Origin of the sequence: Pseudomonas sp. W22_MBD1_FP4, assembly GCF_052113765.1 — a bacterium.
GTDB lineage: Bacteria > Pseudomonadota > Gammaproteobacteria > Pseudomonadales > Pseudomonadaceae > Aquipseudomonas > Aquipseudomonas sivasensis.
This window is the reverse complement of the sequence record NZ_JBGQOI010000010.1, coordinates 204,988-216,583: the sequence shown is the minus strand read 5'-3', so window position 1 is coordinate 216,583 and position 11,596 is coordinate 204,988. Positions and strand designations below refer to the sequence as shown.

Below are 11,596 nucleotides of genomic sequence, written 5' to 3'. Positions count from 1 at the left end.
CCAAATGTGGGAGGGGGCTTGCTCCCGATGGCGGTGTGTCAGTCACAGCTGCATAAACTGACACACCGCCATCGGGAGCAAGCCCCCTCCCACAGTTTGATCTCCATAGATCAGAGGCGCCCCGTCAAACACGCTGGCCGAACGCAGGCTTTAATCCGTGGCTAACTCGGCAGGACGCCGGGTTAGACGCACTGGGCCATGGATGGCCCAGCGCGGTGGCCCACGGATTCAAGCCTGAGTGCGTGCACACCGAGCCTAGGCGGCTAGTGGTCCCGCTCTTACAACGGGTCACTTTTGTAAAGGCCGGAATGCCGGCCATCGTGGTTGACGGGGCGATTTCAGATCAAAAGCAAGAGCGTGGTGGCCTTAGAGCCGACCGGGCTCTTAAGTTGAACTCATTTCAAATGTGGGAGGGGGCTTGCTCCCGATGGCGGTGGGTCAGTCACAGCTGCATAAACTGACACACCGCCATCGGGAGCAAGTCGAACCGTCGCACCGCCATCCCACAAGGGATCTCCATTTATCTTGAGGTCTTCACAAAGCCAGGCTTGAGGCCAAACACCTCAACCCCCTGCGCCGTCGATTGCCCGGTGGTCACTTTCACTCGCTCCACCGGCTTATCCATCGCTTCTCGATACTCCACCGTCATATCTGCCTGGATCGCCTCGCTCGGAATCACAATCGCCTGCGCATTGTTGTAGGTGATGATGGTCAACCGTGCACTCATCCCCAACCGCACCCGCTGCAACTGCTGGGGCGTCAGCTTGGGGATCGATAGCGTCACCGGAAACTGCGCACTGCCCTGGCTGTCACTGGCCATCGCCAACCCGCTGACCACGCTGACTGAGCCAGTCAGCCGCTCGCCATCAAACCCATCGCCCATGACCTCCACCGCTTGGCCCTGATGCAATTGGTTGATGTCCAACTCCGAGACCTTGGCGACGATTTTCAGCCGTTCTATATTCGCCAACCCGAACAACACCTGGCCTTGGCTGATCTTGCTCCCAACCTGGATGGGGGCGTTGGTAATGCCGCCGCCTTGGGGTGTGTTATTGCCAGGCGCGGGTACCACGATGCCGGAAAACGGCGCCTTGACCTCCTGGCCTTCGAGCAACGTGCGCAGGGCCTCGTATTTCACCGTAGCGTTGGTCAGTTCCATGTCGGCAATCTGGCGGTATTCGCCTTTGCCCTGATCGAGCGCCTGTTGCAGTTCGCTGCGGGCGGAGGCGAGGTCCAGCTGTTGTTGCTGGGCTTGCTGCTTGAGTTCGTCCAGTTCGTTGCGCGGGATGATGCCGCGCTTGAACAGGTTGTCGCTTTCGGTGAGTTTGCGCTGGGTGTTGCCGGCATTCATCTCGGTGGTGCGCAGGCTGCGGCGGGCACGGCTGACTGCCGGGCTGCTCTCCCAGTCTTGCATCTCCTGCACGGTACGCCGGGCCTTGAGCTGGGCGGAAAGTGCGTCGCGCAGTTGCACTTGGAGGGTGGCCGGGTCCATGCGCAGCAGCACCTGACCGGCCTCGACCCGTTGGCCTTGTTCCACCAGGTTGGCCTGCACGTTGCCGTCGAACGGGGCGGTGAGGATGAGGGTGGTGTCGGGCTCGATCTTGCCCACCAGACCTATCTGGTGCACCAGCGGGTCGGGTTTTATGGCCAGCCATTGCTCGGCGGTGCTGGCGGGACTGGAAGCAGGACTGCGCAACGCCAGCCCCGCTCCGACCAGCAGCAGGATCACTACAGCGCCCAGCAGGCGTTTTCGATTAGTAGTCATTGAGGGTGATTTCCCAACTTTCCAGCGTCATGCCCAGGGTCAAGTCGAGCTGGGTCTGGGCGTTCAAATAAGCGATCAGTGCATTGAGCTGCGCGTTTTCGGCGTTGCGCAGGTCGGTCTCGAAACTCAGCACCTGGAAGTTGGTGGAACGTCCGGCACTGAGCTTTTCACGCTCGATCTCGATCTTGCGCCGTGACAGCTCCACCGCACGCTGGGAGATTTCATATTGGCGCCAACGGGTGCCGAGGTCGCGCACCACATCGTTGACGCTGCGCTCCAGTTCCTGACGGGCGTCGGTGATGCGGATTTCCTGATCCTCCACATTCACCCGCGCACGCACTTCGGCCTGGCGTGTGCTGATGTCGCCGATGGGGATCTGCACCTGCACCCCGGCGTAGCTGTCCCAGGTGCGGTTATTGCTGCTGCCGGCGTCGTTATTGTAGTTGTCGCGAATCTGGTTCGCGCCGGCCACCAAATCCACCTGCCAGCGCCCGGAGTCTTTGGCGATCACCAGGTCGAGGTCGGCCTGCTGGCTGCCGAGCAGGGCGGCGAGGTACTCCGGTTGCTGGGTTTGCGCCAGGGTGAAGGCCTGGCGCTTGTCGATCTGCATGGGCTTGGCCTCCAGGGCTTCGGTGGCGCGAATCGGCGTGGACAGGTCCAGGGCCAGCAGACGTAGCAGCGCCATGCGATTGGTATCGAGTTGGTTTTGCGCTTCTTCCACGCCCAACTGCTGGGTGGCGATATCGGCTTCGGTCTGCACGATTTCGAACTCGGCCATGCGCCCGGCGCTGATCAGCGCCTTGTTCACGTTCAGCAAGGTGTCGGAGCGTTTGAGGGCTTCCTGCACGATCAGCAGTTGCTCCTGGGCGCGCAGCAGTTCGCGGTAGGTGGCGATGATCTGGCTGATGGTCTGCGCCACGGTGGCCTTGAGGTTCAGGCGATTGGCCTGTTCCGACAGGCGCGACAGGCGCAGCGGCGCGGTGGTGGCGTCCCAGCCGGCACCGCGCAGCAGCGGTTGGATGATCGCCAGGTCCAGGCCGTCGCTGCGGTAACGGCCGGCGCGGTCGGCGTTGTTCAGTTGCTGGGTCCAGCCCATGCTCAGTCGGGTGCCGTACTCACTGAGCAAACTGGTGGCCGGCGCCACGTTGGTGTTGCGTGCGCTGTCCTGGGAACCGCGGGTGGCGCGGTAATAGCTGTTGAGGGTGAGCTTGGGGTTGAACACGTCTTCAGCGACCCGCAGGTCGAACTTCTGCGCCACCCGTTGCAGGTAGGCGCTGCGGATTGCCGGGTTGTTGCGCAGGCCCAGGTACACCGCGTCGCCAAGGGTCAGCGCGGTGACCTGGGCGTTCAACGACACGCTGCGGGGGCTGCTGGGGGCCGAGGGACGGATGACCACATCGGCCGCCACGCCGGGCAGGCTGATCAGCGCGAGCAACCAGAGCCATTTACTCATCACGCAGGGCCTCCACCGGTTGCAATCGCGAGGCCGAAACTGCCGGGTAGAGGCCGAAGAACAAACCCACCAGCAATGTACTGCCCACGCCGAGGGGCAGGGCGGCAGCCGCCAGCGCGAACTCCCAGCCCGACAGCCAGGCGTAGAGCCAGGCAGCGCTCATGCCCAGCACCGCGCCGCACAGCGCGCCGACGGCGGTGAGGGTCACGGCTTCGAGCAGGAACAGGTTGCGGATATCCCGCTGGCGAGCGCCCAAGGCCATGCGAATGCCGATCTCGCGGCGGCGCTCCGAGACGTTCATCAGCATCACGTTCATCACCCCCACGCCACCGCCCACCAGGGAAATCGCGCCGAGGGCCAGTAGCAGGTAGGCGAAGGTGCGGCTTTGCCGGGTCATGCCGTCGATCATTTGCTGGGGCACCTGAATGTCGACAGTGTGTTCGGTGAGCTGGGTCTGCAAGGCGTCGGCGGCTGCCCGGGCGATGTGCTCCATGTCCTGGCCGGGCGCGGCGCGGATGATCACATTGCTGATCTGCGGCGTGGCGTAGATACGGCGCATGCCTTCGGCGGGGATGAACAATGACTCGTTGGCCTGCACCGGCATCAGCATCGCCCGCGGTTGGTTGTGCAGAATGCCGACGATCAGGAACAGGTAGTCGTTGATGCGCACCCGGTCGCCCAGTTGCACGGGATCGCCCGGCGCGCCGAGTGCCTGGGCGACCTGGTCGCCAATCACGCCATAGGTTTCGTTGGCGTCGTAGCTCGACAGAAAACGCCCTTGTCGCAGTTCCAGGCGCATCGTTTGGGGAATCTCCGCTGTGCCGCCGACGAAGTTGGCGTTGGCTGTGCGGCCATGGAACACGATGGGCCCGCTGAACAGGCTGAGTGCGCCGATGTGCGCGATGCCTGGCACGGCCTCGCGCACCGCTTGCAGGTTGAGTGGGGTACGCATCGGCACATTGTTGTTGCCTTTGGGCGGGAACTGCACCACCAGGGTGTCGGTGCCCATGTCCTTGAAAATCATCGCGGCATCCACTGCCGCGTTATGGCCGATATTGATCAGTGCTACCACCGACGAACTGCCAATCACGATGCCCAAGAGGGCCAGAACCGAGCGCTTGCCAAGGGTGCGCAGGCTGATGAAGGCTTCATGCAGCAATTGGCTGAGGCTCTGTTCGACCCGCAGGCTCATAGGCGACCGACCTCGTGCACCACGCCGTTGCGCACCAGAATCTTGCGTTCCAGTCGCTCGGCGATAGTCGCGTCGTGGGTGACGATGATCAGCGTGACCTGTTGCTCGCGGTTCAGCGCCAGCAGCAGGTCCATGATGTCCTGAGCGGTGCTGCTGTCGAGGTTACCGGTGGGTTCGTCGGCCAGGATCACCGAAGGTTTGCCCACCAGCGCGCGGGCGATAGCAACGCGTTGGCGCTGACCGCCGGAAAGGTCGGCGGGGCGATGGTGAGCGCGATCGGCCAAACCCACTTGTTCGAGCATGCGCAGGGCCTGTTCCACCGATTCATGGCGCGACACTCCGCGATAGCTCAGGGGCAAGGCGACGTTGTCCAAGGCGCTGAGGCGCGGCAGCAGGTTGAAGCTCTGGAACACAAAACCGATCTGCTGGTTGCGGATCGCCGCCAGTTCATCCGGGGTGGCGCTGAAAATATCGTGGCCCGCAAAGTGGTACTGGCCGCAGTTGGGCAAGTCCAACAGGCCAAGAATATTGAGTAGGGTGCTTTTACCGGAGCCGGACGCGCCGAGAATGCCGCAGCTGTCACCGCGGGTGATGGACAGGCACACGTCATTGAGAATGGACAGCTCTTGCCCGGCCAACTGATAGCGTTTGCCGATGCCTTGCAGGGAGATCAAGCCTGGGTGCGCGGGGGTATCTGTCATCATGACTACGCCTGCAGTCTCGACGCTGCCGTCATGTCCCCCGGTAAATCCTTGTAACAAGTTCGGGAGTTGTCAGGTACGCGTCACGGACTGGTTTTATTTCTTGTTTTTAAAATATTGTTTGAATACTAACCGTGTTCCCAGCGCTTCGCCAGCCATGGATGTAGAGCGGTTTTACCCTTTGAAACGATTACATAAGACGGTGTGAGGGGCCGCCAAAATTGTCCGGATCACCCTCAAAATGCCCGCTGGCCAAGGCTTTGAATCGTATGGCGGTGTATCCCCACTTGCTTTCGAACGGCCGCCCCGGTATAAAAAATCAAATTATTTTTTAAAACAATATTTCCGCCGTGGAACCCTTTATGGTCGCGAAGAAACTCAGCGCTCCAAACATTACCAAGACTCGATTGCTGGATGCGACAGAGGCGCTCTTTATTAAGTACGGTTATGACGCAGTGTTGTTACGGCAGATTACCGAGCGAGCCCAAGTGAACCTGGCCGCTGTGAACTACCACTTCGGGGACAAGGATTCCCTGATGAAAACCCTGCTGATGCAGCGCCTGGAACCGCTCAATGAGCAGCGCCTGGAACTGCTGGCTCGTTGTGAAGCCGAGTCTGATGGCCCACTCGATTGCGATACCCTCCTAGGCGTGCTGTTCGCCCCGGCCATGGGCCTGGAGCGCAGCGATCCGGCCAGTGCGAGTGGGGAAGGGCGTTCGTTCATCCGTTTCCTGGGTCGTGTGTACAGCGACACCTCACCGTTCATCCAGGAATACCTCAAGGTGCATTACCAGCCGGTGTTCCAGCGATTCTTCGAAGCGTTCGCCCTGGCCTTGCCGGATCTGCCGCGCAATGAGCTGGGCGTGCGCCTGCAATTTGCCCTCAAGGCGATTTCCGGGGTGATGGCCGGCACCGAACTGCGCCTGCTGATGAATTCCATGAGCCTGGGCCGCCCGGCGACGGATGCCGAAGTGATGGCCAAATTGATCACCTTGGTCTCGGCGGCGATTCGTGTGCCGCAGCAAAGCCCGGAAGCGGAAACCGCGTTGGCGAAGGTGCTGGATACCCAGCGTGCCATTCGTGAACAAGCGGCCGCGCCCGCTGCCAAGGCCTCGCGTTAAGTCAAATCCCAGGCAAAAAAAAGCCCGCTGGGGCGGCGGGCTTGATGTGCAACGTTTGTAACGGATGAGGCTTCACCCTACGTCCCGGGATGTGAATAAAACGTGAAAAATATGTAGGAGAAAGTGTGAAGGTGTAGATGCTGGGTACACGTCAACGGACCAGCTTTCTAGATCTTCCAGCGCCCGGCGCTCTTAGCCAGCCGCTGGCGCATCCCATCCACATTCGCCGCCAATTGCACCGTCAGCAACCGATAACCGTCCAACGCGCTGTAGACCGGCGTATCCAGCGCCGGCTCGCTCACGCCGGCATGGCTTGGCCGCTCCAACCGCTCTGTCACCCCTGACTTCAGCGCCCGCGCCATCCCCACCAACTGCACACGAATCTGCCGGTGCTCAGCCTTCAACATCATCTGCATGCGCGCAGTGGCCTGTTCATCACGCGGGTCCGGCCGCGTGTTGCCGAGAATTTCCAGGGTGCTGATGCACATGCGCAGATGCCGCTGGATCGTGTCCAGCTCGGTCATGGAGATGCGCACTTCCTTGGACACCGACGGCATCAGCGAGCGCAGTTGCACCATCGCGGCGTTCAAACGGTTCAACAATTTGAGGTGTTCATCATCAGTGACCGATTGGCCGTTGATGATTCTGCTGTAAATCGCCGCACAGTCGCGCAAAGCACTGGCCAGGTTGTAGCGCCACGAGTACACGGCATACAGCGGTAGGGCGAAGGAAAACGCCAGGGCCAGCACGATGCCAATCAGGATATCGACCGTGCGCCACAAACCATCCGAGATCGGATTGTCTCCGTGGCCGGCGACGATAAACACCGTGATCGCCGACAGCAGGGCGATGTATCCGCCCTTGCCGATGGCGTGATAGGAAAAGAACCCGCACACCACCGACATCAGCAAATAGGTCAACAGCGGCAGACCGAAGTAGGCCTGTTGCACCACCAGCAGCAAGCCGACGCTGGCGCCGATCAAAGTACCGTAGGCGCGCTCCACGGCTTTCTTGCCGATATTGCCGTGGTGCTGCAAACCGCCGATCACGATCAGCATGGTCACCGACGCCCACTCACCGTGGGGCAGGTTGATGCCGGTGGTCAGCAGGATCGTCGCCAGCAAGCCAATGGACACGCGCACGGCGTGGATCAGCTTGGCATGGCGATAGCGACGGTACGGGTCGAGCAACGGACGCAGCAGGCGCCGGGCAAACATAGGCAAATGCAGGTTAATCAACTGCTCGCGTTCCTCTAGAAAATGTAATCGGTGGTCAGGAAGCTCGAATCGCGGTTGCGCAGGATGTCGCTGACCAGCGCCTTGTTGCTCTCTTGGAACTTGGTGGCCACCAGGGTGCGGATCGAGAACACCCGCAAGGCGTCATGTACCGACAACGTGCCTTCGGCCGAGTTCTTGCGCCCGTTGAATGGGAACGTGTCCGGCCCGCGCTGGCACTGGGCGTTGATATTGATCCGGCCAACCTGATTGGCAAAGGTGTCCACCAGACGCCCAACTGCCACGGCGTTGGTGCCGAAGATGCTCAATTGCTGCCCGAAGTCCGAGTCGAGTACGTACTCGATCACCGTCTCCAGATCGCGGTAAGGCACGATCGGCACCACCGGGCCGAACTGTTCTTCGTGGTACACGCGCATCTGCGGGTTCACCGGGTACAGCACGGCCGGGTAGAAAAACGAACCACGGCTGGTGCCACCGTTGGCATTCACCACCTGGGCACCGTGTTGTTGAGCATCGGCCACCAGATCATTGAGGTAATCCACCTTGCCCACTTCCGGCAGCGGCGTCAGCGACACGCCGTCTTCCCATGGCATGCCGGGCTTGAGTGTCGCCAGCTTGGCGTTGAATTTCTCGATAAAGCTGTCGACCACATCCTCATGCACAAACAGGATTTTCAACGCGGTGCAGCGCTGGCCGTTGAACGACAACGAACCGGTGACGGCCTCGCTGACGGCATTGTCCAGGTCCACCTCGGGCAACACGATGCCGGGGTTTTTCGCGTCCAGGCCCAGTGCAGCACGCAAGCGGTGCGGCTTGGGGTGCAGTTTTTTAAGGTCGCTGGCGGCCTTGTTGGTGCCGATAAACGCAAAGATATCGATCTTGCCGCTGGCCATCAGCGCGCTGACGGTTTCACGGCCACTGCCGTAGATCACGTTGATCACTCCGGCCGGGAAGCTGTCGCGGAACGCTTCCAGCAGCGGGCGGATCAGCAGCACGCCGAGCTTGGCCGGTTTGAACACCACGGTGTTGCCCATGATCAACGCCGGGATCAGCGTGGTGAAGGTCTCATTGAGCGGGTAGTTGTAGGGGCCCATGCACAGCGCTACACCCAGCGGTACGCGGCGGATTTGCCCGAGGGTGTCCTGTTCCAGTTCGAAGCGGCTGCTGCGACGGTCCAGTTCCTTGAGGGCATTGATGGTGTCGGTGATGTAGTCGCAGGTGCGGTCGAACTCTTTTTGCGAGTCCTTGAGGTTCTTGCCGATTTCCCACATCAGCAGCGTGACCACGGCATCGCGCTGTTCGCGCATACGGCGCAAAAACGCTTCGACATGCTGGATACGGTCCGCCACACGCATGGTTGGCCATTCGCCCTGGCCCCGGTCGTAGGCGCGCACGGCGGCATCGAGGGCGGTGAGGGCGGTGTCGGCGTCCAGCAGCGGCGTGCTGCCGATCACCACACGGCTGTCGCCCAACTGCACCGGGCTCTGCACCTGGGCCAGCGGGCCGTTCCACACCTGCAACTGGCCATCGACCAGGTAATCACGCTGTTCAATGGGCGCTTCAAGCCGGAATTGCTCGGGAATATCGGCCACGGACGTTGGAAACAGCTGGGCGAGCAGGTTGCTGGTGGTCATGTCGCTACCCCTGGAATAGTTTCAAAACATGACTAGAGAGTCACCCAACAGAGGGCTCTATGGCAAGGCTTGCGCGCTTTCTCCTACGCACGATGACGTACGGCGGGTAAACTGCGCGCCTTTCTTGAAGGAGTTCACATGAGTCACTACCAGCCGGGCATTCTTGCCGCACCGGTGCCTTTGCAGGCACGCCATCTGTTTTTTGCCGTGCAAACCCTTGAAGCCGTACCGGCCGCGTTGGACGCGCTGGTGCAACTGGTGGATTCGGCGGCAGTGGTCGGTTTTGGTGAACCGCTGGTAAATGCACTGGGCACGCACATCGATGGTCTGCGCCCATTCCCGGCTGTCAGCGGCCCGGGTGCGAATAATCCGTCCACCCAGCAGGCACTGTGGGTGTGGCTGCACGGTGTGGATCGCGGTGAACTGCTGTTGCGCAGCCGTGCCTATGAAAAGGCCCTGGCCCCGGCGTTTGGCCTGGTGCAGTCAACCGAAGGCTTTCGCTACAAGACCGGTTTTGACCTCACCGACTATGAAGACGGCACCGAAAACCCCCACGACGACGCCGCCGTTGACGCCGCGCTGACCGACAGCGGCGCCAGCTTCGCTGCGATCCAGCAATGGCAGCACGATCTCGACGGCTTCGCCGCCTTGCCCGCCCAGGAGCGCGACCACATCATCGGCCGCCGCCATGGAGACAACGAAGAGCTGGACGACGCCCCCGAATCCGCCCACACCAAACGCACCGCCCAGGAAAGCTTTACCCCGGAAGCCTTCGTGGTACGCCGCTCGATGCCATGGGCCGAGAACGGTCAGGCGGGGTTGATGTTCCTCGCGTTCGGCCACTCGTTCGATGCTTTCGAAGCACAACTGCGCCGCATGAGCGGGTTGGAAGATGGGATTGTCGACGGGTTGTACCGCATCAGCACGCCGTTGACCGGTGGTTACTACTGGTGCCCGCCGGTTATAGGCGGGCATTTGGACCTGAGCGCGCTGGCGAACATGAAATTGTCGACAGGCAACTGATCCGCGGCTGAAAAAAATCAGCGCTGCCCTTAATCTGGCAGCCTTATCACCCGCGTGGATCGTTCATGTCTTCTGCCGCCGATGGCCTGCCTCTCAACAAACGCCTGCCTGCCGTGATCGCGATCTCCCTGGGGATCGGCATGGCGACGTTGGACACGGCCATCGTCAACACCGCACTGCCGACACTGGCCGAAGGGATTGGTACCGATTCCGCCTCGGTGATCTGGGTGGTCAACGCCTACCAGTTGGCGATTATTGCCACGGTGCTGCCGTTTGCGTCGCTGAGTGACGTGCTGGGGCATCGCCGTGTGTACCTTGGCGGGTTGCTGCTGTTTATCGTCTCGTCGCTGTTTTGCGGGTTGGCCGGTTCGCTGGAGACCCTGACGGCTGCGCGGGTGGTGCAGGGGCTGGGGGCGGCGGCGATCATGAGTGTGAACACGGCGTTGCTGCGGCATATCTACCCGTCGAAAATGCTTGGGCGCGGCCTTGGTTATAACTCGTTGGTGGTGGGGTTGGCCTTTACCTTGGGGCCGACCGCCGCGTCGGCGATCCTGTCAGTGGCGACCTGGCACTGGCTGTACCTGATCAATGTGCCGCTGGGGCTGTTGGCCCTGGCACTCGGCGTGCGTTCACTGCCCATCCTCCCCATCACCGGGCACGCGTTTGACCGGCTGGCGGCATTGTTATGTGCCGGTTTGTTCGCCTTGTTGGTCTTGGGCCTTGGCACAGCGGTGCACGGCGCTCAAGGCGCACTGACCCTGGGCTTGATTGCCGTGGCGCTGCTGTGCGGCACCTTGTTGCTGCGTCGCCAGGCCGGTCATCCGGCGCCGATGCTCGCCTTGGACCTGTTCAAGCGGCCGGTGTTTGCCTTGTCTTCTCTCACTGCGATCTGCGCCTTCAGTGCCCAGGGCCTGGCCTTCGTGTCGCTGCCATTTCTGCTGCAAGCAGTGCTCGGCCATAGCCAGGTGGAAACCGGCTTCCTGATGACGCCGTGGCCTGCCGTGGTGGCGGTGATGGCACTGGTCGCCGGGCGCCTGGCCGACCGTGTGTCCCTGGGCCTGCTGTGCGGCATCGGCCTGCTGATGTTGAGCCTGGGCATGGCCGCATTGGCGACCTTGGACACCGGCGCGTCGGCCTTCGATATCGGTTGGCGCATGGCCTTGTGCGGCGCCGGTTTTGGTTTTTTCCAGTCGCCCAATCTCAAGGCGTTGATGACCAGTGCACCGCTGGCGCGCAGCGGCGGGGCCAGTGGCATCGTGGCGATTTCGCGCTTGTTGGGGCAGACGCTGGGCGCCTCGCTGGTGGCGTTGTGTTTCCACCTGTTCATGGCCAGCGGCCCGCACTCTGCGTTGTGGCTGGGCTGTGCATTTGCGCTGGTGGGCAGCGTGGCCAGCGGTTTGCGTTTGCTGCCCTATGGGAAAAAGACGTGACGGGGCGTTGTAAAGCGCGGTTCGCTAAGGCTACCGTGGCGA

9 protein-coding genes are annotated in these 11,596 nt (G+C 61.7%); 3 read left to right on the top strand and 6 right to left on the bottom strand.

All coding sequences use genetic code 11. From position 1 onward, the window contains the following. Positions 1-520: 520 nt before the first annotated feature. From ACEN2T_RS15450 to ACEN2T_RS15435, 4 genes are read right to left on the bottom strand one after another with little or no spacing between them, the layout of a single operon-like run. Positions 521-1,765 carry an efflux RND transporter periplasmic adaptor subunit gene (locus ACEN2T_RS15450; protein ID WP_095184426.1) on the bottom strand — a complete coding sequence of 415 codons (1,245 nt, stop codon included), beginning with the start codon at positions 1,763-1,765 and terminating at the stop codon, positions 521-523. Continuing rightward, positions 1,755-3,218 (bottom strand): TolC family protein, encoded by a 1,464-nt coding sequence (locus ACEN2T_RS15445; protein ID WP_032889747.1) that lies wholly within the window; start codon positions 3,216-3,218, stop codon positions 1,755-1,757. Before ACEN2T_RS15445 ends, ACEN2T_RS15450 begins: the two co-directional genes overlap by 11 nt. Then, a complete protein-coding gene (locus ACEN2T_RS15440) occupies positions 3,211-4,410 on the bottom strand; it encodes an ABC transporter permease (RefSeq protein ID WP_032889744.1) in 1,200 nt (399 codons plus the stop codon). The genes ACEN2T_RS15445 and ACEN2T_RS15440 overlap by 8 nt, the downstream gene beginning before the upstream one ends. Further along, complete coding sequence (locus ACEN2T_RS15435) at positions 4,407-5,114, bottom strand: ABC transporter ATP-binding protein (RefSeq protein WP_032889741.1); 708 nt, start codon at positions 5,112-5,114, stop codon at positions 4,407-4,409. The genes ACEN2T_RS15440 and ACEN2T_RS15435 overlap by 4 nt, the downstream gene beginning before the upstream one ends. 359 nt (positions 5,115-5,473) lie before the next feature. Between ACEN2T_RS15435 and ACEN2T_RS15430 the strand changes: the two genes are divergently transcribed. Next, the gene (locus tag ACEN2T_RS15430) at positions 5,474-6,232 is read left to right on the top strand and encodes a TetR/AcrR family transcriptional regulator (RefSeq protein ID WP_032889739.1); all 759 of its coding nucleotides are present in this window, start codon (positions 5,474-5,476) and stop codon (positions 6,230-6,232) included. Between the two features lie 167 nt (positions 6,233-6,399). Here ACEN2T_RS15430 and ACEN2T_RS15425 read toward each other — a convergent pair whose 3' ends face one another. Both ACEN2T_RS15425 and ACEN2T_RS15420 read right to left on the bottom strand, forming a co-directional pair. Next, the gene (locus tag ACEN2T_RS15425) at positions 6,400-7,461 is read right to left on the bottom strand and encodes an FUSC family protein (RefSeq protein WP_442116950.1); all 1,062 of its coding nucleotides are present in this window, start codon (positions 7,459-7,461) and stop codon (positions 6,400-6,402) included. Between the two features lie 23 nt (positions 7,462-7,484). Further along, the gene (locus ACEN2T_RS15420) at positions 7,485-9,101 is read right to left on the bottom strand and encodes an NADP-dependent glyceraldehyde-3-phosphate dehydrogenase (protein WP_032889737.1); all 1,617 of its coding nucleotides are present in this window, start codon (positions 9,099-9,101) and stop codon (positions 7,485-7,487) included. A 138-nt stretch (positions 9,102-9,239) separates the two neighbouring features. Between ACEN2T_RS15420 and ACEN2T_RS15415 the strand changes: the two genes are divergently transcribed. Together ACEN2T_RS15415 and ACEN2T_RS15410 are read left to right on the top strand one after the other, a co-directional pair. Continuing rightward, positions 9,240-10,124, top strand: a complete 885-nt coding sequence (locus tag ACEN2T_RS15415; protein WP_095184427.1) for a Dyp-type peroxidase — start codon at positions 9,240-9,242, stop codon at positions 10,122-10,124. Between the two features lie 65 nt (positions 10,125-10,189). After that, a complete protein-coding gene (locus ACEN2T_RS15410; protein ID WP_032889731.1) occupies positions 10,190-11,554 on the top strand; it encodes an MFS transporter in 1,365 nt (454 codons plus the stop codon). The last annotated feature ends 42 nt before the right edge of the window (positions 11,555-11,596 follow it).

Excerpts from the sequence above, each read along its gene's own strand:
- ACEN2T_RS15440 (WP_032889744.1), bottom strand. The coding sequence starts at position 4,410 with ATGAGCCTGCGGGTCGAACAGAGCCTCAGCCAATTGCTGCATGAAGCC.
- ACEN2T_RS15445 (WP_032889747.1), bottom strand. The coding sequence starts at position 3,218 with ATGAGTAAATGGCTCTGGTTGCTCGCGCTGATCAGCCTGCCCGGCGTG.
- ACEN2T_RS15420 (WP_032889737.1), bottom strand. The coding sequence starts at position 9,101 with ATGACCACCAGCAACCTGCTCGCCCAGCTGTTTCCAACGTCCGTGGCC.
- ACEN2T_RS15435 (WP_032889741.1), bottom strand. The coding sequence starts at position 5,114 with ATGATGACAGATACCCCCGCGCACCCAGGCTTGATCTCCCTGCAAGGC.
- ACEN2T_RS15410 (WP_032889731.1), top strand. The coding sequence starts at position 10,190 with ATGTCTTCTGCCGCCGATGGCCTGCCTCTCAACAAACGCCTGCCTGCC.
- ACEN2T_RS15450 (WP_095184426.1), bottom strand. The coding sequence starts at position 1,765 with ATGACTACTAATCGAAAACGCCTGCTGGGCGCTGTAGTGATCCTGCTG.
- ACEN2T_RS15415 (WP_095184427.1), top strand. The coding sequence starts at position 9,240 with ATGAGTCACTACCAGCCGGGCATTCTTGCCGCACCGGTGCCTTTGCAG.
- ACEN2T_RS15430 (WP_032889739.1), top strand. The coding sequence starts at position 5,474 with ATGGTCGCGAAGAAACTCAGCGCTCCAAACATTACCAAGACTCGATTG.